Source organism: Nonomuraea phyllanthi (assembly GCF_006334985.2).
Lineage (GTDB): Bacteria > Actinomycetota > Actinomycetes > Streptosporangiales > Streptosporangiaceae > Nonomuraea > Nonomuraea phyllanthi.
Map to the genome: position 1 here is coordinate 66,767 of NZ_VDLX02000006.1, position 25,703 is coordinate 92,469.

Below are 25,703 nucleotides of genomic sequence, written 5' to 3' on the forward strand. Positions count from 1 at the left end.
GACCCGCTACCGGATCCACCCCGTCATGATGGGCATGATGGTGGTGCAGGGCTCCACCGGCGGCAGCTTCTTTCCGATCGGCATCTTCGGCGCCATCACCAACGGCGTGGTGGACAAGAGCCAGCTCCCGGGCAGCCCGGCCGTGCTGTTCTTCCTGGGCGCGTGCGCCCTGATCAGCCTCGTCGCCGTTCCCCGCCCTGGGCGGCGTGAAGCTCGTGCGCCGCGACCGCGAGTCGCCCGAGGTGCCGGCTCTCGCACGGGTGGGCGGGTCCACCGGCGACGCCGAGGGCGAGCCGTCCGGCCAGGACCCGCCCCGCCTCGACGCGCAGCGGGCGCTCGCGCTGGTCGGCCTCGCCGTGCTCGCCGTGGGCGCGCTCGTCTTCGACCTCGACATCGGCTTCCTCGCGCTGGCCGTGGCGGTGGCGCTCACGCTGATCTTCCCCTCGGCGGCGCGCGGCACGGTCGACAAGATCAGCTGGGGTACGGTGCTCCTCGTCGGCGGCATCGTCACGTACGTCTCCCTGCTCCAGGACCAGGGCACGGTGCAGTGGCTCGGCGACGGCGTCGCCCAGGTCGGCACCCCGCTGCTGGCCGCGCTGCTGATCTGCCTGATCGGGGCCGCGGTCTCCGCGTTCGCCTCCACGACAGGCATCCTCGGCGCGCTCATCCCGCTGGCCGTGCCGTTCCTGCAGACGGGACAGGTCGGTGCCGTCGGCCTGATCACGGCCCTGGCGATCTCGTCGTCGGTGGTGGACTGCAGCCCGTTCTCCACCAACGGCGCCCTCGTCGTCGCCAACTCCGTCGTCGCCGACCGCGACGACGTCTTCAAGCGCCTCATGACGTGGGGCATGACCATCGTGGTCGCCGCGCCGGTGCTGTCCTGGGCGATCTTCGTCGTGCCGGGGAGCCTGTCGTGAGCGGCCCGCTGGAGGGGTACGGGTCGGCGTGCCCATCGGCGGTTCGCCGCCGCCGGAGTGCCCGCCGGGCGGGTTGGAAGCAGTTCCCTGAATAGTTGGCCATCGTTGGTCAGTCAGGTCTAGATTGCCTGAATGGATCACGGGATGGTGTCGGCGACCGCCGCTGCGAGAATACTCGGCGTCTCCACCCGGACTCTGCGCAGATATACCGCTTCCGGGGTGTTGCCCGACCGTCGCTCTCCCGGGGGGCGGCGGGTGTTCTCGGTCGCTGAGTTGGAGGCTGTGCGCCGGGAGGCGGGCCGGTCACGCGAGGAGGCGGGGGTGGTGTTGTACGGACGGGTGTCGTCGCAGCGGCAGCGCGCCGATGGGGACCTGGAGCGGCAGATGGAGCGTCTGCGCCTGGCGGCCGGGGGCCGGGTGATCGTCGCTGAGTTCTCCGATGTCGCCTCGGGCCTGTCCGACCAGCGGCGGGGGCTACGCGGGGCGCTGACGGCGTGCCAACGACCAGAGGTGTCGGCGCTGCTGGTGGAAGAAGAGGAGCGGCTGGCCCGGTTCGGTGTCGGCGTTATCCGGGATGTGCTGCTGCCGGCGTTCGGGACCGTGCTGGAGGTCACCGGCACGCAGGTCGCCGGCACGGGTGAGGGGCTGGAGGCGTCGCGGGAGTCGGAACTGGTGCGGGACATGCTCGCGGTGGTGACCGTGTTCTCGGGTCGCCTGTATGGGCAGCGCTCTGCCCGGCAACGCCAGGTGATCAGGTGTGTGCGAGACGTAGTAAAGACGTGGTAGAGTAGGTCATTGTTGGACACGGGCGAACGTGTGCGTGGGGGAGGGGGCGATGGCCAAGCGCGCGAACAAGCGCCGTCCGCGTCCCCTCGCCGCCCCCTTCACCGTCGCCGCGCCGTCGGGGGCGCGTATCCGTGACCGGCTCCGCGTCACGGCCGAAGACGCTCAGGTGTTACGGCTGCTGGGTGAGCTTCTCGGCTCCCACCAGCGGCGTGACCTCGCCCGGCGGATCACGATCGGGAACGTGCCCGCCCGCGACAACCAGCGCGCCGAGCGCAAGCGCGCCTTGACCGCCGTATCCTCCTCGCGGTGGGCCGGAGCCATCACCCGCGCCAGCGAGGACCAGTACCAGCTCGCCATGAGAACGCTGCAGGCGCATCGCGTGAGCTTGCAGCGGGCGATCCGCGTGATCACCCAGCGGCTCGCCGCTGCGTGCGGTCACCGCCACGGCCGGGTACGCGGCTACGCCACCCGGGACGAACGCCGACACAAGCAGCGCCGCCTGCAGACGCTTCGGGCGCGGCTCACGGGCGTGGAACAACAGATTGCCTCCGCCCGCCCGGCGATCGTGGCGGGCGGGCGGCGGCTGCTCAACACCCGCCACAACCTCCACGACGCTCACCTCACCGAAGCCCAGTGGCGTGAGCGGTGGCAGGCGCAACGGCTGTTCCTGACAGCCGATGGAGAATCAGGCGCACCACACGGCAACTACACGATCACCGTGCACCCGGACACCGGGCAGATCTCAATCGTGCTGCCCGCGCCGTTGCGGCACCTGGCGAACGCGCCACGCGGACGCTACACGCTGTCGTGCACCGTCACGTTCTCCCACCGGCGGCAGGAGCGGCTGGACCGGGCCACCGCCAACAAGGCCGTCCGCTACGACATCGCCTGCGACCCTGAGCGCGGCAGGTGGTACCTCGACGCCTCGTGGGCAGCGGACACCACAGTCCTGCCGACGCCGCAAGAACTGCGCGCGTCCGGCGTGCGCGTGCTGGGCGTCGATCTGAACGCCGGCCACCTCGCCGCCTGTGTGCTGGACGGGTACGGTAACCCCGTCGGTGAGCCGTTCACCATCCCGGCCGAGTTGACCGGGCCGTCCTCGCAACGCGACGGACGACTCCGGGCCGCGATCACGCAACTGATCCGCCTCGCGCGAACGCATGGTTGCGCGGCCATCGCCGTGGAGGATCTCGGGTTCGACGACGCCCGCGCCACCGGCCGCGAAACCCTGGGACGCGGCAAGCGCGGCAAGGCGTTGCGCCGCACCGTCGCCCAGATACCCACCGCGAAGTTCCGGGAACGCATCCGGGGCATGGCCTACCATGCTGGGCTGGTCGTCCTCGCCGTTGATCCCGCCTACACCAGCCGGTGGGGCGGCCGGTACTGGACCGCCCCGCTGCAGGACCAGACCAAGCAGATCACCGTCACGCGGCATCATGGTGCCGCCGTGGCCATCGCACGACGCGGCCTCGGGCAGCGGCTACGGCGTCGGCCAGGTGTGACCGCCCGCCACCGGAGGATGACGGCGCGGAGAGCTACCGGCCAGGCCATACCCGCCCCGAGAGCGCGTGGGGCCGCGAGCCCACCCAGGACAGCGGGCACGCCCCACGGGGGCGGCAAGACCCGTCCGCGCCGAAGTGGCCCGTTCGCGCTGTCCCCCGCCCCTCACGACCGTTCGGAGGGCCACCGGTTAAGCCCGGTATCACGCGATCCGGCCAGCAGTGGCCAACATCGCTAGGAACGGTACGTACCCTGGATGAGGTTGGCGAGGTCGCGCTGCCCGGGCCGCCGCTGCGGTTCTTCGACCCGGCGGGGCCGGACGGCGAGGTCGAGACCACGAAGGTCGACCACGCCGCGCCTCCGCTCCTGAACGCCGACGAAGAGGAGATCCGCGCGTGGCTGGCCGGCTGACGGCGCCCGAACTGGTCGGGCTCGTCCTCGACGACTTCCGCGGCTGGGACGAGCCGCTCGGGCCCGTGGACGACCCCGAGGTGGCCGCGGCCCGGCGGCGTACCGGCCTGGACGAGGCCGTGATCACGGGGGAGGGGTTGCTGCGCGGGCGCCGCGTGGCCGTCGTCGCCTGCGAGTTCGGCTTCCTCGCCGGTTCCATCGGGGTGGCCGCCGCCGAGCGGGTGGTGCGGGCCGTCGAGCGGGCCACCGCCGAACGGCTGCCGCTGCTCGCCGCGCCCGCCTCGGGCGGTACGAGGATGCAGGAGGGCACCGTGGCGTTCCTGCAGATGGTGAAGATCTCGGCGGCGGTCGCGCGGCACAAGGCCGCCGGGCTTCCCTACCTGGTCTACCTGCGCGACCCGACCTTCGGCGGCGTGCTGGCCTCGTGGGGGTCGCTCGGCCACGTCACGGCCGCCGAGCCGGGGGCGCGGATCGGCTTCCTGGGGCCGCGGGTCTACCGGGCGCTGCACGGGGAGGCGTTCCCCGAGGGGGTGCAGGTGGCCGAGAACCTGTACCGGCACGGGCTCGTCGACGCCGTCCTGCCGCCGTCCGCCCTGGCCGGCATCGCCGACCGGGCCCTGACCATCCTGCGATCCCCGCCCGCACCGCCCCCGGCTCCGGATGAGCGGGCGCTGGGCGATGAACCGTCGGGGCAGCGGGCGACGGGGGAGGAAGCGTCAGGGGAGGAGGCGTCGGGGGAGCGGCTGCCCGACGTGCCCGCGTGGGAGTCGATCACCCGCTCCAGGCGGGCCGGCCGCCCCGGCGTCAGGCAACTGCTCCGGCACGCCGCCACGGACGTCCTGCCGCTCAGCGGGACCGGCGCGGGAGAGCGAGACCCGGGCCTGTACCTGGCGCCGGCCCGCTTCGGTGGCGTCTCGTGCGTGCTGCTCGGCCAGGACCGCCGCACCCAGGCCGACGAGGGGCCGATGGGCCCCGCTGCCCTGCGCGCGGCCCGGCGCGGGCTGGCGCTGGCCCGCGAGCTGGACCTGCCGCTCGTCACCGTCATCGACACCCCGGGCGCGGCGCTCAGCCCGGCGGCGGAGGAGGGCGGGCTGGCCGGCGAGATCGCCCGGTGCCTGGCCGAGCTCGTCACCCTCGAGACGCCGACGCTGTCGATCATCCTCGGGCAGGGCAGCGGCGGTGGCGCGCTCGCGCTCATCCCCTGCGACCGGGTGCTCGTCGCCCAGCACGGCTGGCTGTCCCCGCTCCCGCCCGAGGGGGCCAGCGCCATCGTGCACCGCGACGTGGCGCACGCCCCGCGGCTGGCCGCCGCGCAGGGCGTACGCGCCGCGGACCTGGTCGCCGCCGGCATCGCCGACCGGATCATCGCCGAGCGCCCGGACGCGGCGGAGGAGCCGCGCGCGTTCTGCCGCCGCGTCGGGCGCGAGCTGGAGCGCGAGCTCCTCGCGATGGTCCACGCCGACCGCGCCGGCCTGCTCGCCGGCCGGCTCCGGCGCTACCGCGACCTCGGCACCGCACCCGCGCACGTCGCCTGATCCGCCGCAACCTGCGAGGTCGTGCCGCCGTCTCCTGCGAGGTCATGACGTCGGGGGCGCGACGTCCCGTACGGAAGCCGCCGTCTCGGCGAGGACTCCTGGGGGCGTGACGGAAGTGGTGCGAGGCCGGCGGGACGGGCGGCCCCACGGTGCTGGGATGATGTGGCACTGTTCCCCGTCCCGGCCGAAGGAAGTGGCATGGCATGAATGAGCCCGTCCCCGCCGATCTGCTGGAGATCGCCGACGCGCTGCTGCCCGGCGTCTCCCTGGACGCGGCGCGGCTCGCCCGGGGCGCATTCCACGACGTCGTCCTGGTGCCCGGGAAGGCGGCCGTACGGATCAGCAATCGGCCGTCGGGGGCCGAGGCGTTGCCGCGCCGCACGGACGTGCTGCGGGCCGTCGCGGCGGCCGGGCTGCCGTTCGCGGTGCCCGAGCCGCTGACGCCGGTGACGGCGTTCGGGGAGCGGGCGGCCGTGGCCGTGTCGTGGATCGGCGGTACGGCGCTGGGCAAAGGCCAGGGCGACCCGGCGCGGATCGGGGAACTGCTCCGGGCGCTGCGGGAGCTCCCGGTCACGCCGGAGCTGCGGGCGCTGCTGCCCGCGCCGCGCGAGCACGAGGGTGCCACGAGCTGGGCCGCCATCCTGGCCGACGAGGTCATCCCCCGGTTCCCCCGCAGGTGGCGCGAGGAGGGCCGCCGGCGGCTGGAGGCGGCGCTCGCGCTGGAGCCGGTCCCTGACGCCCTCGTCCACGGCGACCTCGCCGGCAGCAACGTTCACTGGGACGGGAACGGCGAGCTGGTCGGCGTGCTCGACTGGGACCGCGCCCACCTGTTCGACCCGGCGATCGACGCCGCCTTGATGGGCTGGCACGGCTGGGATACCGTGCGGCGGGCCGTCACCGCCGACACCTACCGGCGCGCCCTCGTCTGGGAGCGGACGTTCGGCGTCGACCATCTCGTCGCGGTGCTCGAACTGGGCGGCAAGCCGCTGACGCTCGTCGATAGTTATGTGGAACACATTGTCGCCTGGCTCGAGACGAATATCGAGTGACGGAATCGGCACATGTGATTCATGAGCCCCGCGAGAAAAAGAAGTGATCGGCGTGGCGGAGGCCCCTGCTATTAGCTGCGCAAAGAGTTGACCTTGAAGGTGACTTTCCGGTGACTTCCCAGGTCAGACTGGAAGTGCAGGGGGGCAACATGCGTGTGAAGATCGAAAAAGCCGGCGGATTCGCCGGCAATGAGGAGACCGTCGCCGCCTACGACACCGACGACCTGCCCGAGCGGGAGGCCGCCAAGGTGTACGGCGCGCTGACCGCGGTCCAGTCGACCACGGGGCACGAGGCGGGCGGGATGGGCGCCGGCCTGGTGACGTACCGGATCATCGTGGGCGACGGAGCGGGGAAGGTCTACACGGTGCCCGGCGAGCCGTCGCCGGGCCTCGCGGAGGCGCTGGCCGTCCTGCTCGGGGCGGCGGCCTGACCGCGGGTTCCGGTCAGGGGATGCGGGCCACGGCGCAGTAGTTGCCCGACGAGTGGGGCGCGTCGCCGCAGGCGAGGTCGTGGCCGCCGGGGCGCCACTGCGGCACCCACACCAGGCCGGGCTCCACCAGGTCGAGGCCGTCCAGCAGGGACCGCACCTCCTCGCGCGAGCGGATCGCCAGGCGGGGCAGCGTCATGGCGAGCATGTCGCGGATGGCGGGCAGCAACTCCGGCGGCACGCCGTCGAACGTGGTGTGCAGCAGGCCGAGGAAACTGCCGTTCGGGGCCGCGTGGCGGAGGCGCTTGACGAGGTAGTGGGCGTACTCGTCGTCGTCCAGGCAGTGCGTGGACAGCACCAGCACGGCCAGCGGACGGTCCCAGTCGAGGAACGTCTGGATCACGCGGTCACGCAGCATCTCGTCGATCTCCCGCAGGTCACCGTCCACGACGCGGACCGAGTCCGTGAAGGGCTCGATGGTGGCCTGCGCCATGGTCACCACCATCGGGTTGTTCTCCACGTAGACGACGCGCAGGTCGGGACTGGTGGAGGCGCGGCGGGCTATGTCGTGCAGCCGGTGCCCCGCCGACAGGCCGCTGGGGACCCCGCTGCCCACGATGAGGAACTGGTCCACGCCTTCGACGGCGGCCAGATGGTGCACGGCGCGGGACAGAAATTGCAGGACGGCGCGGGCCGCGGTGGTCAGCGCGGGGGTCACTTGATCGAAATGCCGCACCATGTCCTTGTCCACCAGGAAGTTGTTCTTCCCGCCGGCGGCAGCGTCGAATATGCGCGTGATTCTGGCCTGCGTCGTGTCAAGCCTGGCCAGGTTTCGGACGGCACGTTGGTGCATGAGCGTTGCCCCTTTCCCCTCGCCGCCACCCCTTGTCGCGGTAAGCGATCTTTGGACTTCACTCGATGACTATGACCATATGTTCCAACAATTCCAGTCAATGGCAATACGATAGACCGGTTATTTCGGGAAATGTTTGTGACCAGAATCTGGGGGACAGGGCTCTGACCGGTCCGTCCGCCGCCCTGGGCCACCGGGCTTGCCAAAATATGTAGACCGGTCTATTTTGACCGGCGTGGTTACCGACAAGGGAGCGCGGACCAGCGCGAGGCTGGTCACGTCGATGCTGGAGCTGATCCAGGCGCGCGGTTACAGCGGCACGGGGCTCACCACCGTGGTGGAGCACGCCGGAGCGCCCAAGGGGTCGCTCTACTTCCACTTCCCGGAGGGCAAGGAGGCGCTCGGGGAGCAGGCCGTCGAGCTGGCGGCCGAGCAGTTCCGCACGCTCGTGACCGGCACGGCCGCCGAGGCGGCAGGCCCGGGGGACGTCCTGCGGCGGGTCGTCGACGTCCTGACCGGCCTCCTCACCGGCAGCGACTACCGGCTGGGCTGCCCGGTGTCCGTGGTGACGCTGGAGATGGGCGCGGACAGCGAACGGCTGCGCGCCGCCTGCGCGGCCGCGTTCGAGTCCTGGATCGGGCCGGTGACCGACCTCCTGGTCGGCCGCGGGCACCCGCGTACGGCGGCGCGCGCCCTGGCCACGACCGTGGTCAGCTCGTTGGAGGGGGCGGTGATCGTGTCCCGCGCCCGGCGCGACGTGGCACCCCTGCGCGACGCCGCCCAGGTGCTCGGGCCCCTGCTCGACCAACCACCCTCCGGGGCGGGCGCTTCGGGGGGTGCGGCCTGATGGCGAGGCGAGCGGCCTCCGGCGGTGGAAGGCCCGTGAGGGGATGGGCGGCCTCCGGTGGGGCGAGCCTCGCGAGGGGATGGGCGGTTTGCGGCTGCGCGAAGGTGGGGTCGTGAGCAGGCATGCGCTGGTGTTCGGGGCCACCGGGTTCATCGGCCGGCACCTGGTTCTGGCGCTGGACGAGGCCGGCGTCCGGGTCACCGTCGCCACCCGCGACGGCGCGTCCCACGCCGGGCTGAGCAGCTGGCTGGCCGAGCGGGGGTGCACGACCGTCCCGGCGCGGGTCCGGGTCGATTTCGGCGTGCCGGGGCTGATCGAGGACGGCCCGGCAGCCTGGGCGGACGTCACCGAGGTGTACAACTGCGCCGGCGCGTACCGCTTCGGCATGTCCGTGCGGGAGGCCCGCCACGCCAACGTCGGCAGCGTCCAGGCGATCGTGCCGTTCGCCGCGCGGCTGCCCGGCCTGCGGCGGCTCGTACACGTCTCCGGCTACCGCGTGGGCGGCCAGGGCCCTGCGGCCGTGCCGTGGAGCGACGATCTCGTACGGCGTACGTACCGGCGTCTCGGCCCCTACGAGGCGTCCAAGGTCGAGGCCGACGCCGTGCTCCGGGCCACCGCCGACCGGCTGGGCGTGCCCTGGACCGTCGTGAACCCCTCCAGCGTGATCGGGCCCGCCGCGAGCGGTGAGTCCGACCAGGGACTCGGCCTCGCCTCCACCATCCGCGAGCTCTGGCGCGGCTCGCTCGCGGCCCTGCCGGGAGACGGGCGCACGTTCGTCCCGGTGATCACCGCGGACTACCTGGCGCGGTTCATGGCGCTGCTGCCCGAGGACCCGGCGACGGCGGGGGCCGCGTACTGGATCCTGGACGACGACACCCCGCCGCTGCCGGACCTCCTCACGCTCGTGGGCCGGCACTACCAGGTCAGGACGCCCCGGCTACGGGTCCCCGTGCCGCTGGTGAGGCGCCTGCCGCAGGCGCTGACCAGGGCGGACCCGGAGACGCTGACGTTCCTGTCGGCCGACCGCTACCCCACGGGTCCTGCCCGCGCGTTCGCCGGGCGCCACGGGCTCGCCCTGCCCGGCACCACCGAGTCGATCCTGCGCTGGGCCGACCACCTGGCCGCCCACCGGTTCGGCGCCGTCCCGGCGCGGCGGCGGGAACGGCGGTTCACCCGGCACGCCGGCGTGCGGACGTTCGGGATCGGCGAGCCGGGCGCGCCGACGCTGGTGCTGCCCGGCCTGCCGGTCAACGCCGACACGTGGGCCGAGGTCGCCGTCGCGCTCGGCGAGGCCCGCGTGGTGGACCTGCCCGGCCTCGGGATGAGCGCGGGCCATCCGCGCGACCTGCCCGCGTGGCTGGCCGCCCTGGTCGAGGAGGCGGGCCGGGCGCACCTGGTCGGCCACTCCATCGGCGCCGCCGCGGCGGTCGAGGCCGCTCTCGCGCATCCCGGCCGGGTCGGGCGGCTCACCCTGGTGTCGCCCTTCTTCCTCCAGCCACGCGCCGGGATGGCGACGCGGGTGGCCCCGCTGACCCGGCTGTATCTCGGCCGGGCGCGTCCGGCCGCCCTGTCACGGCTGCTCACCGGCGACTCCGCCCACGCGGAACGGCTCGCCTCCAGCGCCGAGGACCTGCGCCGGGGGCACGTGGCGGGCCACGTCGCGCGGATGCTGTCCGCCGCCGGCCGCGAGCGGTGGCGCGCCGAACTCCGGGCGGCCCTCGGGCGTTACCCCGGCCGCGTGCACGTGATCGTGGGAGCCGAGGACCCGTTGAGCGGCGACGGCCGGGCGGCGCTGGACGCGCTCGGCACGCGGGCGAGCGTGACCGTGATCGAAGGTGCGGGCCATCACCCGCAGCTCACCCACGGCGCGGAACTGGCCGAGGCGATACGCGCTCAGGCCCCGATGCCGGCCTGAGGCGTCACGGGAGTCCGACGCCGGCCGGCCGGGCCGCCTGAGGCGTCACAGGAGGAGGTCGGCCAACTCCTCCAGCAGCCGGTTCGCCCGCCGGGCCCGGCCGGGATCGCCGAGGGCCTGGGCGATCGGCGGCCGAAGGTCCAGCGGCTCGCCGACGTCGCGGCCTCCTACGGCCGTCCCGTTCCCGGGCCGTCGGCGGGGGGCTTCCTCAGCGCGAGCAGGCACCCCGGCGACGCCGCTGCCGAGCCGCCCGCCGGGTGACGCGTGTGACGCTGGTCCGAGAGGGGTTCGGCGGGTGCCGGAGGTGGCGGCGAGGTCGCTTCGGGGCGCCGTCGTGCACGACATGCCGGCCCGCGTGCTGCGGATCACCAGGGTGTGGGACGCCCTCGATGTCCATCCCAGCGTGGACGAGGCCGTCGCCGCGGCGCTCACCGCCGCCGGCCGTACCGGCCCGTGACCACGAGCACGTCGGCCGACTCCCCGGCCAGCCGGTTCGCCCAGGCGGCGGCCGTCCACGGCGACGGCTCGCGGCCCGACCGCCTGGCCTGCCACCACCGTGCCCTGTCCCGGCGCGGCTCGGCGGCCAGCCCGGCCGCCGCCAGCCCCGCCGGCCGGCCGGCGCGCCGCCACAACTCCTCCCACTGGCCGCGCCGCAGCCGCAGGTAGAGCAGGCCGGGCAGCCGGGCGAGCACGCCGTAGTCGCGGATCGCCGCCCGAGACAGGTCCAGCCCGTACAGGCGGGGGCACGACGCCAGCGGCTCCAGGTCCACGGGCCGGTCGCCGCTCAGCGTCACCATCCGGAGCGTGGTGTGGCCGGCCAGCGGGGCCAGGTCGACGCCGTCCGTGGCCAGGTCGAGCAGCTCCACCGGCGTGTCACGCAGCGGCGCCAGGTCGGCTCCCGGGCAGTTGGTCATCCGCACCTCCCACAGCGCCGGCGCGCCGCGCAACGGGCCGAGGTCGATCCCGGGGGCGTCGGCCACCGTCAGGCGCTCGATCCCGCGATGCGCGCCCCGCGAGGACGCGGCGCGCCACTGCCGGCCCGCGTCGGGTCCGGCATGGGCGGGCGGGTACGTCGGCGGATCCATGCCAGGGTCGGCCTGTGCCGGCGGGTCCGTGCCGGGGTTGGTGCGCGCCGGCGGGTCCGTGCCGGGCTTGGTGGGCGGTGGCGGGTCCGTGCCGGGCTTCGCGGGCGCCGGCGGGTGCGCGTCCGGGCCGGTGCTCGTGGGCGGGCGCAGCTGCCGGTCCGCGTGGGGGCCGCTGATCGTCAGCGAGCGCGACTGCCGGCCCGCGTCCGGCTCGTCCAGGTCGATCCGGAGCACACCCTCCTCCATCCGGTACGCGCCCGTCCGCAGCGCCTTGACGTGCAGGCGCAGCAGCCCGGTCACCGAGTCGGCGACGTGGGACGGGCCGCCGTCGTGGTGCGGGGCGAGGCGGATGACCTGGCCGGGCCGCCCGCCCGGGCCCGGCGCCAGGTCCACGGCCAGGAAGTCGCCGGCGGCGCCGCTCGCGAACGGGATCCAGCGCGGATGGTCCGACATCCGCCGCACCGCCAGCGCCGGGCCCGAGCCGGTGATGACGGGGTGGCGCAGGTGGTCGCGCCAGGCGCGGCCCGCCGCCCACCAGCGGTTCTCCGGGCGGCTCTGGTGCTCCAGCCGTTCGAGGCCGAACCACGGGTGCCGGTTCAGCAGCCCCTCCCCGCCGTCGCCGTCCACGTGCGCGTAGAGCTCGCGCAGGTCGTCGGGCAGCGGGGCGGGCAGCCGCGCCTCCAGCCGGGCGCGGCGGGCGCCGGGCAGCGCGGGCGGCGGCGCGTACGTGTCCCTGCCGAGGATGCGGTCGCGTTCGCGCAGGTACGCCCCCAGCAGGGCGATCGCCTCCCGCGGGTCACCGGCGGGCGCGGCGGCCACCGGGCCCCGCTGGAACGTCCCCGGCTCGGGCGGCAGGCCGTCGGGGTCGAGCACGTACAGGAAGCCGCCGTCCTCGACGCGCTCCAGCGGCTCGCTGAGCATCGCCTCGAACCGGCCCCCGGCCTCGACGACCAGCTCGACGGTCAGCCGGCCGCCCGCCGCACTGGCCGCCGCCCCGGCCGCCTCGTGCAGGGCGGACAGCTCCGCGTGCACGTCGGTGTCGCCGCAGCCGCCGCCAGGCTCGTACGTGATGCCGCGATGGCCGGAACCGCCGCGGCCCGTCGCGAACCCGCGCAGCTCCGCCCGCCGCCACCCGGCGGGCGCATCCGCCGCGATCTTCTCGGCCATCGCACGGAGCACGTCGTCAATCACGCGGCACACCTCGTCCTCGGAAACGCGCCCCCTTTCTAACATGAGTTGATCTTTTCGGGGACGCCGCACCCCACGAGGCCGCGCGGACCGGCGCGGGAGGTCAGCTCCGCGGCGCGTTGTCCACCTCCAGCACGAGCCGCGCGAGCTCGACCCGGTCGACGTTGGGGCCGTAGGCCCTGGCGTTGCCGAGGACGATCGCGCCGTCCCTGGTCGTGAGCGTGAGCGGGGTCGCCTGCGGCCAGAAGTTGTCCCAGGCGTAGTTGTGCCGGAACACCCCGCGCGTCGTCGCGCCGCCGGTCTCCGTGATGTCCAGGAACCGGCTGATCACGTCGGTGTTGTACGGGTGGCCGGTGTTCCTGTCGGCGTTGGCGTAGTGCACCACCAGGACGTACTCGCCGGGTCCGAACCCGTCCGGGCGGGGGAGGGTCACGGTGTTGCCCGCGCCGTTCCCGACGGATCCGATGTACGCCTTGCCGGAGGCGTTCGAGCCGCTCGTGGCGGGGACGGCGACCACCTGCGCCGTTCCGGAGAGCAGCGCCTGCTCGGCCTCGACCCGGTGGACGGCCTCGTCCGCCTCGCCGGCCCGGACCGTGGTGAGCGACCGGAGCTCCAGGCCGGCCGGGCCGCCGACCTCGATCCGCGAGATGCCGGCCGGGAGGTACACGCGGGCCCGGGAGGCGGACTCGCCGGGGCGGGTCGCCCGCAGGCCGGGGATCTCGCGGTCGTCCACGGTGACCCGCAGGTCGCCCGCTCCGCGCGCCCGGTAGGCGAACTCCAGGTCGTGGTAGCCGTCCTCGCGGGCCGCGACGTAGAACGTGGCCCGCGCGGCACCGCCGAGCGCGACGGCCGGGCCCCTGCCCTGCCGGGTGATCCTGGCGGACCCGGACAGCCGAGCCTCGTCGGCGGGGTGGACCGCGCGCCCGTCCGTGACCTCGGTGAGGTCGAACCTGTCCAGGGTGACGTCGCTGCCCGGCAGCAGGGTCGCGCCGTCGGCGCTGGTGCGCAGCGACAGCTCGTGGGTGCCGGCGCTCAGCCGGACCTCGACGTCGGTACGGCCCCGGTAGGTCCAGCCGAGGGTCGCCGAGTACTGCACGATCTGGTCGAGCGCGCCGTCCACGAACAGCGCGTGCCTGCCCGGGATCTTGTTCGCGCCCTGATAGACGCCCAGGCGGTAGCGGCCGTCGCGGGGCACGGTGACGCTGAACGTCACGGCCGAGTCGACCCGGTTCATCGAGCCCACGTCCCGCTTGCCGGACGTCGCATACAGCTGCGGGTCGGCCGTCGTGTCCTGCTCGTACGACCGCGCCGACGTCAGCGTGGCGGACTCGGCCTCCACCGAGACCGACCAGGGAGCGTCCGGCTCCGGCGCGGCGCCGGTGGACGGCACCACGGTGACCCGGTAGGCGGCCATCACGTCCCCGCCGGGCAGGTCCACGCTCAGCCTGCCCCCGGACACGCTGGTACGGCGGGCCGCGACGACCGGCGGCTTGACCGCGTCGCCCTCGTACCCGGACCAGGTCGTCCTCGACACCACCACGTCCACCTGCCGGCCGAAGACGGCCGGGTCGAGCCCGGAGACGTCGAGCCGCACGGGCTCGGAGCCGCCGCCGACCAGGATCGTGCCCCGCCGCGCCGGCTCGTCGATCGCGGCGACGGCCTGGACCGTGTCGGCGGTGTCCAGCCGCGGCGGGACCGCCTTGACCGTCTGCCCGGTCAGGTCGGCGTACCACTTGAGCAGCCACCAGCCGCCGTTGGCCTGGCGGGTGCGCACGGCGTGGTCGTCGAGGTTGCCGGCGTAGGTCCAGTACGCCATGTCGGCGTCGACCTTGGTGTCCTCGAACAGGGAGATCCACTGGATCATCTGGCCGGGGACGGACATGTCGCGGCGGTTGCCGTACTCGTCGATGTTGATGGGCAGCGGGCCGATGCCGAGGTCGCGCTCCATCTGGCGGTAGTGCTCGTAGTGGCCGCGGTAGGAGGCGAGCTTGTCGCGCTGCAGCTCGTGCCAGCTCATGACGTCCGGCAGGCAGGTGCCGTCGCCGCAGGTGGTGTCCCTGGCCCAGGTGAGGAAGTCGCGCAGCCGCCCGGGGTTGTAGCCGGCCTCGTTCGGGCCCGCGATGCGGGCGCCGGGGTCGATCGAGCGGATGCGCTCGACCACGGCCTTCCAGTCGCTGAAGAACTTCTCCTTCGAGCTCGCCCAGTCCTGGTACCAGATGCCGTCCGGCTCGTTGAACGGCACCCAGACGAACTTGCCCTTGTCCTGCGGCCGCTCGCTGACGACCTTGCGGACCATCGCGTCGACCTTGGCGAGGTAGTCGTCGATGCCGAGGTTCTCGTAGGGCCACTGGCTGTAGACGTCCTGCATGTAGACGACGACCTCGGTGCCGCCGGCCGCGAAGAAGCCGTCCGCGATCACCAGCGCGTCGCCGTTGGGGTGCTGGTCGCCGTCCGGCGCCTTCTGCGCGACGGTACGCGGCCGGGCGCCCGCGAGCAGGGCGTCTCCGGGCACGCCCGGGTCCGACAGGCCGTACAGCATGCCGGTCGCCCCGCCGTGGACGGGCCCGGTGCGCTGCGCGAAGTCGACGGTGACGACGTCCGGGGCGGTGGCCGCGTCGGCCGGGGTGGTGGCCAGGCCGGCGACGAGCGCCGTGACGGCGCCTGCCACGGTGGCCTGCCGGGTCAACGGATGTCGGTGCATGGGGGGTCCTCTCCTGCTGCGGGCGGGCGGGGGCGTGCTCCAGAACGTGTGACCGGTCACATAAGCCGCATTTCCCTAGTGTGACCGGTCACAAATGTCGGGTGAAGACCCCTTTGCGGGATTGTTACGCCGGGGTTCCCTCTGGCCGGAGGCCGGGGTGGCGATGGGGTGGCGCCGGGGTGGCACTGCCCGCAAGCGCCGATATAACGGCACATATACGGAAAATCGGCTAATTTCCGCCCACCGAGCGGCCAGGATCTGGCAATGGGGATTCTTGCCGCGGGCGCCCCCCTCATACGGTCGTTGTATGAGCATTCCTTCGCACGCGGCGCCGGCACCGCCCCAGGGCGGCGAGGAGCACTCCGTGCACGAGGGCCAGGTCCCGCCCTGGCACGGGCCCGAGGCGGACGAGGTGCTGATGCGGGCCGCCCGCGAGTCCGGCGCCCACATCACCGTCTTCTACGTCCTGCCCGAGGGCGAGCCGGTCCTCGTCATGGACGCGGAGGTCGGCCTGCCGGGCCAGATCGCCAAGCCGTGGGCGAGGATGCGGCTGAGCTCCGGCTCTCCCGCGTCCGCGTCCGCCCGCCAGCGCCGGCTGATCTGGGTGCCGGGCCACCAGGAGCTCGCCCGGCGCTTCCCCGCCATCGCGCTCGCCGCGCCGTACGCCTTCGCCATCGCCGCCGCCCCCATCATCACCGGCACGCGCCTCTGGGGGGCGATGCTCTTCCTCTGGCCCCCGTCGCATCCATCCGACCTCGCCCCGCACGAGCTCGAAGCCATCTCCTCGGCCTGCGACAGGATGGGCGCGCTGCTGCGGGAGACGGTCGGCGAGGACCGGCCGCTGCACCGCACCGGCGAGCCCCGGATCGTGACCCCGATGGCGCTCCGCGTGCCGGAGCAGCATCCCGCCTCGGCCGTCTGCGACTACCTCGACCGGCTGCGCGTGGGCTGTCTGGCCATGGATCTGGAGTGCCGCATCACCTTCGTCAGCGCCGCGGCGGCCGATCTGCTCGACGCCCACGCGTCCGACCTGGTGGGCAGGCCGCTGTGGGAGGCGGCGCCCTGGCTGAAGGACCCGCTGTTCGAGGATCGCTGCCGCGCCGCGGTGGTGAGCCAGGAGATGACCTCGTACGTCGCCCGCGGCCCCGATGGCAGCATCATGAAATTCCGTCTTTATCCGGATCCTGCGGGGATCAGTTTGCGCATCTCGCCCGTCGACGTGGAGGACCCCGTCGCCGACGGCCTGCCGGGCCAGGCCCTCCTGTCGCGCGCGGAGGTCTCCTACGGCTTCCTCCCGCTGGCGGTGGCGCTGAGCCGGGCGCTGAACGTACCGGAGATCGTCGATCTCGTCGCCGACCACGTCATGCCCGTGTTCAAGGCCAAGGCCATGGCGATCATGAAGGTCGAGGGCCGCAGGATGCGGATCGTCGGCTCCCGCGGCTACCCCCACGACGTCATCGAACGGTTCGAGGGCATGCCCGTGTCGACCTGCCTGCCCGCCGAGGACGTCGCGCGCACCGGCGAGCCGCTCTTCTTCGCCGACTGGGACGAGCTGCGGGAGAGGTACCCGCACGCCGTGCACTACGACCGGATGTCCGCCTGGGCGTTCCTTCCGCTGACGGTCTACGACGAGGTGATCGGGGCCTGCGTGCTCGCCTTCGGCGAGTCCCACCCCTTCACCGTCGAGGAGCGCGCCACCTTCACCGCTCTGGCCGGGCTGGTCGCCCACTCCCTGGACCGGGCCATGCGGTACGACACCAAGGACCGGCTCGCCCACTCCCTGCAGAAGGCCCTGCTCCCGCGCAGCCTGCCCGAGATCCCGGGCCTCGAGGTGGCCGCCTGGTACGTGCCCGCCACCCGCGGCGTCGGCATCGGCGGCGACTTCTACGACCTGATCCGGCTGACCGACACCTCGGCCGCCGCCGTCATCGGCGACGTGCAGGGCCACAACATGACGGCCGCCGCGCTCATGGGGCAGGTGCGCACCGCCATCCACGCCAACGCGGTCGCCGGCGCCAGCCCCGGCGACGTGCTCAAGCACACCAACCGCCTGCTCATCGACGTGGACACCGAACTGTTCACCAGCTGCCTGCTCATCCACGTCGACCTCCAGCTGCGCACCCTGCGCGCCGCCACCGCCGGGCACCCACCGCCGCTGCTGCGCCCGCCCAACATGCCCGCCGAGATCATCGACGTGCCGGCGGGGCTGCTGCTCGGCGTCGACCCCGACGCCGAGTACCCCACCCTGCAGGTGCCCTTTCCTCCGGGCGCGCTGCTCGCCCTCTACACCGACGGCCTGGTCGAGACGCCGGGCACCGACCTGGACCGTGCCATCGCCGCCCTGGCCGGCAACTTCACCCGCGACTTCCAGGACCTGGGGGAGCTGGGCGGCAGCCTCATCGCGCACGCCCCGCACACCGGAGAGCGCGCCGACGACATCGCGCTGCTCCTGCTGGAGCACCGCTGCAAGTCGTCCGGCTGACCACCGCCGGAGAATCGTCGCCCCCGTCCCGGGTACGGTGCGGGGATGCGCATCGACGGAGCGAAGCCGGCGGTCGCCGGTCTCGCGGCGGCGCTCGTCCTCATCCCGTTCTGCCTGCTGCTCGTGGTGGCCAGGGCGCCGGCCGACGGGCTGGACGCGCGGGCGGCCGCCGAGCTGCACGCGTACGCGCTGGCCCACCCGGGCGTGACGCGGCTGCTCATCGTGTGGACGAACGTGTTCGGCCCGTGGCCCTGGCGGGTCGCGGTCGTCGCGTACGCCGTCTGGCTCTTCCGCCGGGGCGCGACGAGGCCGGCCGTCTGGGCGGTCACCACCATGGCCGTGGGCGGGCTGCTCGGCGCGGCGCTGAAGCTCGTCGTGGCCCGCGCCAGGCCGCTCCTGCCCGACCCGGTCGCGCTCGCGGAGGGCCACGCCTTCCCGTCCGGCCACGCGCTCAACGTCACCCTCGGCGCGGGGGTGATCCTGCTGCTCACCCTGCCCGCGCTGTCCCGCCGGGGCCGGAAGGCAGCCTGGGCCGCGGCCTGCTTCCTGGTGCTTTCAGTCGGCTACACCCGGATCGCGCTGGGCGTGCACTGGGTGAGCGACGTGGTCGCCGGGATCTCCCTGGGCCTGGCGATGATCGCCGCGACGCTGGCGGGCCTGGCCAGGTGGCCACGGGACCGGCGTCCCGTGGAGCCCCGGCCCGCGCGCAAGGTCGGGACGCGCTGAAAGACCGCTGACTCGGACATGCCACCCAAGTGGTGCGCATGCGAAAATACGCGCCGAGGCGAGGAGGAGGGGCCAGTGCGTCGTGTGCTGATGGTGGCGATCGCCGTGGCGGCGTTGACCGGCGGATGCGGCGGGCAGGACGTCCCGCCGTCGCCCCGCCCCTCCCAGACGGGCGCCACGCCCGCGGCCGGCGGCGTGGTCTCGCTGACCTTCGACGACGGCCTCGAACGCCAGGAGCAGATGGCGCGCGAGCTCACCGAGCGCGGCATGGCGGGCACCTTCTACGTCCTCAGCACCCGCGTCCAGGCCCCCGGCTACCTCGACCAGACCCAGCTGGCGCGGCTGGCGCAGGCGGGGCACGAGATCGGCGGGCACACCCGCACGCACGCCAGGCTGCCCACCCTCCACCACGACGAGCAGCGCAGGGAGATCTGCGGCGACCGGTCCGCGCTGGAGGCCATGGGCTTCACGCCGAGGTCGTTCGCCTTCCCCTTCCACGCGGTGAACGCCGCGGCCGAGGCCGTGGCCGAGGAGTGCGGGTACAACAGCGCCAGGGGCCGGGCGGGCGTCGCGGCGGAGACCACCCCGCCGGGCGACCCGTACGACCTCAACACGCCGCTGGCGGTCGGCGCGAACGCCACGCTGCCCGAGATCCAGCAGTACGTGCTCGCGGCCGAGAAGCGCAAGGGCTGGGCGATCCTCGTCTTCCACGACTACTGCGACGGCTGCGGGCCGCTGGGGGTCAAGCCCACGCTCTTCACCGCCTTCCTCGACTGGCTGAAGGGGCAGAAGATCCCGGTGCGCACGGTCGGCGACGTCATCGGCGGCGAGACGCGGCCCGTGCCGCCGGTCAAGGCCCCGTCGATCGTGCTGAACGCCTCGCTGGAGAACTATTTCGGCAAGGAAGGCATCCCGGACTGCTGGCAGCTGGACGGGCGGTCCGCGACGGCCACGTTCGGCCGGGTCGCGGACGCGCGCACCGGGCGCTGGGCGGGCCGCATCAAGGTGACCGGGGGAGACCCGGCGCGGCTGAGGCTCGCGATCAGGCAGGACGACGGCGAGTGCGCGCCCACGGCGGGCGGCCTGTCGGTCTGGTACACCGCGACCGCCCCGGTACGCCTGACGCTCAGCAGGCGGACCCGCGACGGCGTGTGGTCGGACTGGTCCGACGGCCCGGTCTTCCCGGCCACCTCGACCTGGCGCCGGGCCACCTGGACGCCCCGCCTGGCCGGCGCCGCCGGGATCAGCTTCGGGCTGGTGCTGACCGAGCCGGGTCAGGCCACCTTCGACGACTTTGCGGTGCGCTGAAGCACGTTGCGGAACGCCGCCAGCGCGTACTCGGTGTGCGTGCGCTCCCTGACGAGCTGGGCCGTGCTCAGCAGGGCGGCGCGGAAGCCGGGGTCCGACAGGGCCCGGAGCGCCCTGTCCGCCGCGGCGGCCCAGTCGCCGGGCGGGTAGAGCGCCTCGTCCGGCAGGATCTCCGGCAGCGCCCCCACCGCGGGCGCGACCACCGGGCAGCCCCGCACCAGCGCCTCGGCCACCGACATGCCGAACGACTCGTCGGTCGTCGTCGAGACGGTCAGCCCGCCGTTCGCCGCGATGGCCGAGTAGAGGGCCGGCATCCGGTCGTAGTCCAGGCGCGGCAGCCAGCGGGCCGTGCCGAGCGCGGGCGAGGTGGCGAGCTTGGTCGTCAGCGCCGAGACCTCGCCCGCCGGGGCGGTGTACCCGCCGACGAGCAGCGGCGTGACGCCCGGGCTCGCGCCCGCGATCCGGTCGAGCAGGTCGGCGGCGGCCCGCCAGCGCTTGTGCCCGTCGAGCTTGCCGATCCAGGCCACCGGCGCCGAGCCGAGCGCGGGCGGGACGGTCTCGGCGTACCAGCGCTCGTCCAGGCAGTTGGGGACCACGCTGATGGGCGACAGGCCCAGCGCCCCCAGCTTCCCGCGCATGTACTCGCTCACGGTCACGATATGGTCGGGCTGGATCGCCAGCTCGCCCAGATACGACAGGTTGGTCGTGGTCGTGTGCACCTCGAGGATCAGCGACCCGGGCGAGTCGGCGCGCTGCCACGCCGACAGGAAGCTGGGGCTGTCGATCACCACGAGGACGTCCGGCTCCGCCTCCCTGATGGCGGTCTCGCGGGCCTCGTCGCTGGCCGCCACCCGGGCCACCCCCGGCGGGAAGTGGCCGACCATGCCGTGGTCGGACTCGTAGAGCACGGCGATGTCGAACTCGGCCGAGAAGTGCGTGTAGCGGTTGAGCAGCTGGGTCGACACCCCGCCGATCACGCCGTACCGGTAGCAGAACACCACCTTCATCGGCACTCCAGCAGCGTCAGCAGGCCCTCGCGGCCCTTGCGCACGACCTGCTCGGCCAGCTCCGAGTACGCGGCCACCCGGCACTCCCACGTGTTGCGGTCGAGCCAGGACCGGATCTCGCCGAGGTCCGGGTCCGAGCCCGCGACCTCGGGCAGGGCGGCGACGAACTCCGCCGCCGACTCGGTGACGCGCACCCCCGGATAGTCCACGCACTGCGGGAAGTAGGTGGTCAGGACCGGCAGCCCGAGATGCAGGTACTCGTACACCTTGATCGGGTCCACGGCGTCGGCCAGCGCGCCGTTCTTGAACGGGATCAGCGCCAGCGCCCAGCCCGCGCTGAGCTCGGCCAGCTCCCGATGGCCGAGCAGCCCGAGCAGGCGCACGTTGTCCGGCAGGCGCAGGTCGGGGTTCTGGTGACCGGCCAGCTCGAAGGTGTAGTGGGGGTACGTCCTCGCGGCCCGGAGCACCAGGTCCCAGTCGAACCACTTGTCGGTCAGGTGGCCGAAGTAGCCGATCCGCGCGGCGTCGGGCCGGCGCGGCGCCGACGGGGTGGGGAAGCCGGGGTCGAGGGCGTTGGCGTTGACGCTCACCGAGCGCCCGCCCAGCGTCTCCATCTTCCTGGCCAGCGGCGCGGAGACCGCGGTCACCACGTCGGCGTGCGCGACCAGGTAGCGCTCGTACCCGGGGTGGTACCACTTCGCCATGCCGATCTTGCTGAACTCCTCCCAGTCGTCGCGGGCGTCGTAGATCGTGACCCAGCCGTGCGAGGCGGCGTGCGTCAGCGTCCGCACCATCGCCTCGTGCGGGAACGAGGCGAACAGCAGCTTGCGCTTGCCGCCGTAGTCGGCCCCCAGCACCTCGTCGAGCAGCCGGGGCGTGATGTCGATCGGGCTCTGGAAGAGCAGCGGATCGGGGTGCTCGGGCAGCGGCTCGGTGTCGCGCCAGCGGTAGTAGTTGAAGAAGACCGGGCAGTCGCGGCCGAGGTAGACGCGGGTGAGGCGGATGGGCCTGTTCCCCCGGGCCTCCTGCACGTACGTGGTGCCCGAGAACATCAGCACCACCTCGTCGCCGTCGGCGTCCCTGGCCCGCTCGATCCACTCCCGCAGCCCGCTCCTGACCTCCTCCAGGGAGGTGGGGGCGGGCGCGGCGGGTTTCGGCGCGGTGGCGGGGGCCGCGACCGGGACCGGCACGACCGTGCGGGCGGGGGAGGGGGCCGGCAGGGCGTCCCGCCGCTCCGGTTGGGCCGGTTCCGGCCGGCCGGGGTGGCGTAACTGGCGGTAGACGGAGAGCACGCGCCAGGCTCGCGACGAGCGGATCCTGGTGACCTGCTCGCGGTAGTCCGACAGTCGGCCGGTCACCGCCTCCAGCTTCTCCTTGAGCCGCTCGTTCTCCTGGCGAACCTTGGCCTCGGTGCCGAGGAGCTTGCTCAGGCGCTGCTGGGTGAGGTCGTGCCGGTGCCGCTCGCCGTTGTAGATCGTGCGCAGCCGCTCCAGGCCCGCCCGCTCCGTCCTCGCCTCCTCCTCCAGGTCGGCGATGCGCGCGTGCAGGCCCCGCAGGACCTGCTCGTGCCTGGCCTCGGCCGTGCCCAAATCCTCGTCGCGCGCGGCTCCCGCGGTGCGCAGCTCCTCCGCCTGGGCGCGGACGACGGCGCGCAACTCGTCCCGCTGGGCCGCCACGGCGTCGGCGGTGTCGCGGACCGCCGCCAGGCCGGTGCTCAGCTCGCGGATCGACTCCAGGAGCCGCTGCCGCTCGTCCTCCGCCGCGCCGGCCGCCTCGCGGAGCAGCCCGATCTCGGTCTCGGCCGCCCGGAGGTCGGCGCGCAGCCGGTCGCGCTCCTCCGTCACCGCGCCCAGCTCGTCCGCTCCCGCGCTCGTCCTGCCGGACAGCAGGCTCACGCTCTCCTGGAGCGCCGACAGCCGGTCGAGGACGTCCTGTCCCGCCGCCCCGCCGTCGCCGCCCCGCGCCTTCAGCTCGGCGTTGACGGCGGTGACGTCGCGGTAGAGGCGGTTGGCCCGCTCAAGCTTGTCGCGCAGGGTCTGCGCCTGCTGCTCCAGGCGTTCCTCGCGGCGCAGGAAGTCCGTCTCCTCGGGGGAGAGCACGAACGCGGGCGTCCCCCGGGGCGTCTTCCGCCGTACGGCGACCGCGGTCATGTGGCGGTCCAGCACGGTCAGCTCGCGGACGTCGAAGAGGGGAGCGAGCAGGCTTCGCAGCCCGGCGCGGTAGAACGTACGGCGGTGGTCGTGGTGCGGCATCAGCCCGTGGGGTACGGAGACGAGCAGCGTGCCGCCGGGCGCCAGCACCCGGTGGAGCTCGCCCAGCACCGCGCCGGGATCGTTGACGTGCTCCAGCAGTTCGCCGGCGACCGCCGCGTCGAAGCAGCCGTCGGGGAAGCCGAGGCGCTCGCCGTCCCCCCGCAGGAAGGCGAGCCTGGCGGCCACGTCGGGCGGCAGCTCGGCGGCCAGCCGCGCGGCGAAGGCGACGGCCTCCTCCTCGATGTCGACCCCCGCCACCCGTTCGCCCCGGCGGGCGGCGAGCACGGACAGGGTCCCCTGGGAGCAGCCCAGGTCGAGGATCCGCCCCGACGGGAGGTGATCGAGGAGCCAGTGCAGCCTGTTCCTGGTCAGCGCCTGGGTCTCGGGATCGACATCTATCCCGTTATAGGCACAATGGACGCGATCATGGTTCATGTGGGCAGGGACCCCTGGGGTGATCAGTGGAGGCCCGACATTACCATTTCCAGAAATAACCGGTAAGGGCGGTAGCCAAGGTGCCTGTGTTGCGTAAGTCGTTCATCCTGGTGGTCGCACTGTGCTGCCTGATGGGCTGCACCTCGTCGGATCCCGGCGCCGCGCGCAGGACGACCCCCGCACCTCAGGCGACCCAGGCCCCCGTCAGCTTCCTCAGCCAGACCATGCCGGGCCTGCGCGTCGGCGACAAGCTGTACGTGCCGCTCGACGCGCTGGCCAAGCGCCTGGAGCTGCGCGTCTCCACGGGGTCCGACGGCGTCGTACGGGCCGAGTACGCCCAGGACCAGCCCTTCCTGGTCACCAAGCACGATCCGCGCGGCCCCTGGCTGCACTTCGCCACCGTGGACGTCACCACCTGGCGGCGCATCGCCATCGGCTCGGACGGCATTCCGATCAGCACCTACGATTTCGGCACGTTCCAGTATCCGGTCGAAGTCGTGCAGTACGGCATGGAGAATTACAGCAAGTGGGTCGCCACGGACGACGAGAAATACCGGACCAAAGCGGAGACCGTGGCCCGCTGGCTGCTGGAGCACCAGGACACCAAGGGCGGCTGGCCCGTCCCCTTCGCCTACTCCTACCGTGAGGGGCTGGCGGGCGAGCTGCCCGCCGGCTGGTACTCCGGCATGGCCCAGGGCATCGGCGCGGCCTTCCTGGCCAAGATGTACGACAAGACCAGGGAGTCCCGTTACGGCGACGCCGCGCTGCGGGCGCTCGGCCCCCTGCGCACGAAGGTGGAGGACGGCGGCGTGCTGCGCCGCTTCGAGGGCCGCTACGACTGGTTCGAGGAATATCCGACGCCGACCCCGACCCACGTCCTCAACGGCTACATGTTCGCCCTGATCGGCGTGTACGACGTGGGCGAGCTCATGAACGACGCGACGGCCAAGGAGATGTTCCAGCGGGGGCTCAAGAGCCTGGACCGGATGCTGCCGCTGTACGACCTCGCGTACCGGACCAGCTACGACCTCCTGCACTACACCCGCACCCCCGCGACGGCGCCCAACCCCGCCCGCTGGGACTACCACGCCCTGCACGTGACCCAGCTGTCCGCCCTGGACGCGATCACCGGCGGGCGCTACAGCGCGATCGAGAAGCGCTGGCTCGGATACCTCAACGGACAGGCGCTTCCCGGCAATTAGCTATAAAGTCCACTGATCGATCAGGGAGGTTTCGAGGGATGCGCCGCTTCCGCCGCCTGCTGCTGATCTCCCTGGGCTTCCTGGTGCTCTTGGTGGCGCTGGGCACCGGCGGGCTGTTCATCTACCAGTCGAGCCTCGACAGCGACATCGTCCGGCTGCCCGCGGCCCTGCCCACCTCGAAGGAGGAGGAGAAGCAGCGCCCGCAGCCCAAGCCCGGCCTCGGCGAGACGTGGCTGCTCGTCGGGACCGACCGCAGGTCCGAGGCCGCCACCACGGGCGACGACGCCAAGGCGGAGCTCTGGCAGCCCGGCTCGCAGCGCACCGACACGATCATGCTGGCCCACCTCTCCGAGGACCGCAAGCACGCCGCCGTCGTCTCGATCCCGCGCGACTCGTGGGTCAGCATCCCCGGCCGGGGCCACGCCAAGATCAACGCGGCCTTCTCCTGGGGCGGGCCCGCCCTGCTGATCAGGACCATCGAGACCCTCACCGGCGTGCGCGTCGACCACTACGCCGCGATCGACTTCAAGGGGTTCGCCGCGGCCGTGGACGCGGTGGACGGGGTCGACGTCGAGGTCGCGAAGACCGTACGCGACACCAACACCGGCACCACCTGGACGGCCGGCCGCCACCATCTCGACGGCGAGCAGGCCCTGCTCTTCGTCCGGCAGCGCTACAACCTGCCCGGCGGCGACTTCGGCCGCATCAAGCGCCAGCAGGCGCTGCTGAAGGCGCTGTCCGACCGGGTGCTGAGCGCCGGCACCCTCGCCAACCCCGTCAAGGTGGACGCGCTGCTGCGGGCCATCACCAAGGCGACCACCGTCGACGACGGCGTGAGCCTGGAGACGCTCCGCACCCGGCTGGTGGACCTGGCGGGGCTGGACTCCTCCGACTACTTCACGATGCCCACCAAGGGCACCGGCATGGAGGGGGAGCAGAGCGTCGTCTACCTCGACGCCCGCAAGACCCGCGCGCTGAGCGAGGCCATCAAGAAGGACCGGGCCCGCGAGTACGTCGAGCGCACCGGACCGGGCAACGCGGTGGACACGGTCCACTAGTCACGCCGGCCATTGGTT

At 73.3% G+C, this 25,703-nt stretch carries 20 protein-coding genes; 14 read left to right on the plus strand and 6 right to left on the minus strand.

The window, feature by feature from the left end:
* Positions 1-206 precede the first annotated feature (206 nt).
* The 6 genes from FH608_RS17570 (at position 207) to FH608_RS17600 (ending at position 6,629) form a co-directional block, all read left to right on the plus strand.
* Positions 207-917 carry an SLC13 family permease gene (locus FH608_RS17570; protein WP_226899638.1) on the plus strand — a complete coding sequence of 237 codons (711 nt, stop codon included), beginning with the start codon at positions 207-209 and terminating at the stop codon, positions 915-917.
* A 144-nt stretch (positions 918-1,061) separates the two neighbouring features.
* Positions 1,062-1,703 (plus strand): IS607 family transposase, encoded by a 642-nt coding sequence (locus tag FH608_RS17575; RefSeq protein WP_226899690.1) that lies wholly within the window; start codon positions 1,062-1,064, stop codon positions 1,701-1,703.
* Between the two features lie 49 nt (positions 1,704-1,752).
* Positions 1,753-3,441: a transposase gene (locus FH608_RS17580; protein WP_226899639.1), complete on the plus strand. Its 1,689-nt coding sequence runs from the start codon at positions 1,753-1,755 to the stop codon at positions 3,439-3,441.
* Positions 3,442-3,598: 157 nt separating this feature from the next.
* Positions 3,599-5,149, plus strand: a complete 1,551-nt coding sequence (locus tag FH608_RS17590; RefSeq protein ID WP_139631613.1) for a carboxyl transferase domain-containing protein — start codon at positions 3,599-3,601, stop codon at positions 5,147-5,149.
* A gap of 203 nt (positions 5,150-5,352) precedes the next feature.
* Positions 5,353-6,198 carry a phosphotransferase family protein gene (locus tag FH608_RS17595; RefSeq protein ID WP_139631614.1) on the plus strand — a complete coding sequence of 282 codons (846 nt, stop codon included), beginning with the start codon at positions 5,353-5,355 and terminating at the stop codon, positions 6,196-6,198.
* A gap of 149 nt (positions 6,199-6,347) precedes the next feature.
* Positions 6,348-6,629 carry a hypothetical protein gene (locus tag FH608_RS17600; protein WP_139631615.1) on the plus strand — a complete coding sequence of 94 codons (282 nt, stop codon included), beginning with the start codon at positions 6,348-6,350 and terminating at the stop codon, positions 6,627-6,629.
* Between the two features lie 13 nt (positions 6,630-6,642).
* On the opposite strand, the gene FH608_RS17605 is transcribed toward FH608_RS17600, so the two are convergent.
* Positions 6,643-7,479: an SAM-dependent methyltransferase gene (locus FH608_RS17605; RefSeq protein ID WP_139631616.1), complete on the minus strand. Its 837-nt coding sequence runs from the start codon at positions 7,477-7,479 to the stop codon at positions 6,643-6,645.
* 235 nt (positions 7,480-7,714) lie between these two features.
* Between FH608_RS17605 and FH608_RS17610 the strand changes: the two genes are divergently transcribed.
* Both FH608_RS17610 and FH608_RS17615 read left to right on the plus strand, forming a co-directional pair.
* On the plus strand, positions 7,715-8,326 hold the full coding sequence (locus FH608_RS17610; protein WP_226899640.1) for a TetR/AcrR family transcriptional regulator: 612 nt from the start codon (positions 7,715-7,717) through the stop codon (positions 8,324-8,326).
* A 112-nt stretch (positions 8,327-8,438) separates the two neighbouring features.
* Positions 8,439-10,241 (plus strand): alpha/beta fold hydrolase, encoded by a 1,803-nt coding sequence (locus FH608_RS17615; protein ID WP_226899641.1) that lies wholly within the window; start codon positions 8,439-8,441, stop codon positions 10,239-10,241.
* A 45-nt stretch (positions 10,242-10,286) separates the two neighbouring features.
* Here the strand turns inward: FH608_RS17615 and FH608_RS17620 are convergent, their stop codons facing one another.
* On the minus strand, positions 10,287-10,466 hold the full coding sequence (locus FH608_RS17620) for a hypothetical protein (RefSeq protein WP_139631618.1): 180 nt from the start codon (positions 10,464-10,466) through the stop codon (positions 10,287-10,289).
* Between the two features lie 70 nt (positions 10,467-10,536).
* Between FH608_RS17620 and FH608_RS51510 the strand changes: the two genes are divergently transcribed.
* Complete coding sequence (locus FH608_RS51510) at positions 10,537-10,698, plus strand: hypothetical protein (protein WP_226899642.1); 162 nt, start codon at positions 10,537-10,539, stop codon at positions 10,696-10,698.
* Here the strand turns inward: FH608_RS51510 and FH608_RS17625 are convergent.
* Both FH608_RS17625 and FH608_RS17630 read right to left on the minus strand, forming a co-directional pair.
* A complete protein-coding gene (locus FH608_RS17625) occupies positions 10,670-12,517 on the minus strand; it encodes an SMI1/KNR4 family protein (RefSeq protein ID WP_139631619.1) in 1,848 nt (615 codons plus the stop codon). The two genes, FH608_RS51510 and FH608_RS17625, sit on opposite strands and share 29 nt — an antisense overlap.
* A 100-nt stretch (positions 12,518-12,617) precedes the next feature.
* Complete coding sequence (locus tag FH608_RS17630) at positions 12,618-15,215, minus strand: carbohydrate-binding protein (protein ID WP_139631620.1); 2,598 nt, start codon at positions 15,213-15,215, stop codon at positions 12,618-12,620.
* 307 nt (positions 15,216-15,522) lie between these two features.
* Here FH608_RS17630 and FH608_RS17635 point away from each other — a divergent pair, with 307 nt between their 5' ends.
* From FH608_RS17635 to FH608_RS17645, 3 genes are all read left to right on the plus strand, one after another.
* Positions 15,523-17,697 carry a PP2C family protein-serine/threonine phosphatase gene (locus FH608_RS17635; RefSeq protein ID WP_193318472.1) on the plus strand — a complete coding sequence of 725 codons (2,175 nt, stop codon included), beginning with the start codon at positions 15,523-15,525 and terminating at the stop codon, positions 17,695-17,697.
* A gap of 45 nt (positions 17,698-17,742) precedes the next feature.
* The gene (locus tag FH608_RS17640; protein WP_139631622.1) at positions 17,743-18,423 is read left to right on the plus strand and encodes a phosphatase PAP2 family protein; all 681 of its coding nucleotides are present in this window, start codon (positions 17,743-17,745) and stop codon (positions 18,421-18,423) included.
* Between the two features lie 75 nt (positions 18,424-18,498).
* Positions 18,499-19,731 (plus strand): polysaccharide deacetylase family protein, encoded by a 1,233-nt coding sequence (locus FH608_RS17645; protein ID WP_193318473.1) that lies wholly within the window; start codon positions 18,499-18,501, stop codon positions 19,729-19,731.
* On the opposite strand, the gene FH608_RS17650 is transcribed toward FH608_RS17645, so the two are convergent.
* Together FH608_RS17650 and FH608_RS17655 are read right to left on the minus strand one after the other, a co-directional pair.
* On the minus strand, positions 19,698-20,738 hold the full coding sequence (locus tag FH608_RS17650; RefSeq protein ID WP_139631624.1) for a glycosyltransferase family 4 protein: 1,041 nt from the start codon (positions 20,736-20,738) through the stop codon (positions 19,698-19,700). The genes FH608_RS17645 and FH608_RS17650 overlap by 34 nt on opposite strands.
* Entirely contained in the window at positions 20,735-23,425 is a 2,691-nt protein-coding gene (locus tag FH608_RS17655; protein WP_139631625.1) for a methyltransferase domain-containing protein, read from the minus strand. The genes FH608_RS17650 and FH608_RS17655 overlap by 4 nt, the downstream gene beginning before the upstream one ends.
* An 89-nt stretch (positions 23,426-23,514) precedes the next feature.
* On the opposite strand from FH608_RS17655, the gene FH608_RS17660 reads away from it, so the two are divergent.
* Positions 23,515-24,627 carry a D-glucuronyl C5-epimerase family protein gene (locus tag FH608_RS17660; RefSeq protein ID WP_139631626.1) on the plus strand — a complete coding sequence of 371 codons (1,113 nt, stop codon included), beginning with the start codon at positions 23,515-23,517 and terminating at the stop codon, positions 24,625-24,627.
* A 38-nt stretch (positions 24,628-24,665) separates the two neighbouring features.
* Positions 24,666-25,685, plus strand: coding sequence for an LCP family protein (locus FH608_RS17665; RefSeq protein ID WP_139631627.1), 1,020 nt, complete (start codon positions 24,666-24,668; stop codon positions 25,683-25,685).
* The last annotated feature ends 18 nt before the right edge of the window (positions 25,686-25,703 follow it).

Coding starts and splice junctions, on each gene's coding strand:
- FH608_RS17575 (WP_226899690.1), top strand. CDS start 1,062: ATGGTGTCGGCGACCGCCGCTGCGAGAATACTCGGCGTCTCCACCCGG.
- FH608_RS17580 (WP_226899639.1), top strand. CDS start 1,753: ATGGCCAAGCGCGCGAACAAGCGCCGTCCGCGTCCCCTCGCCGCCCCC.
- FH608_RS17595 (WP_139631614.1), top strand. CDS start 5,353: ATGAATGAGCCCGTCCCCGCCGATCTGCTGGAGATCGCCGACGCGCTG.
- FH608_RS17600 (WP_139631615.1), top strand. CDS start 6,348: ATGCGTGTGAAGATCGAAAAAGCCGGCGGATTCGCCGGCAATGAGGAG.
- FH608_RS17605 (WP_139631616.1), bottom strand. CDS start 7,479: ATGCACCAACGTGCCGTCCGAAACCTGGCCAGGCTTGACACGACGCAG.
- FH608_RS17630 (WP_139631620.1), bottom strand. CDS start 15,215: ATGCACCGACATCCGTTGACCCGGCAGGCCACCGTGGCAGGCGCCGTC.
- FH608_RS17635 (WP_193318472.1), top strand. CDS start 15,523: ATGAGCATTCCTTCGCACGCGGCGCCGGCACCGCCCCAGGGCGGCGAG.
- FH608_RS17640 (WP_139631622.1), top strand. CDS start 17,743: ATGCGCATCGACGGAGCGAAGCCGGCGGTCGCCGGTCTCGCGGCGGCG.
- FH608_RS17650 (WP_139631624.1), bottom strand. CDS start 20,738: ATGAAGGTGGTGTTCTGCTACCGGTACGGCGTGATCGGCGGGGTGTCG.
- FH608_RS17655 (WP_139631625.1), bottom strand. CDS start 23,425: ATGAACCATGATCGCGTCCATTGTGCCTATAACGGGATAGATGTCGAT.
- FH608_RS17665 (WP_139631627.1), top strand. CDS start 24,666: ATGCGCCGCTTCCGCCGCCTGCTGCTGATCTCCCTGGGCTTCCTGGTG.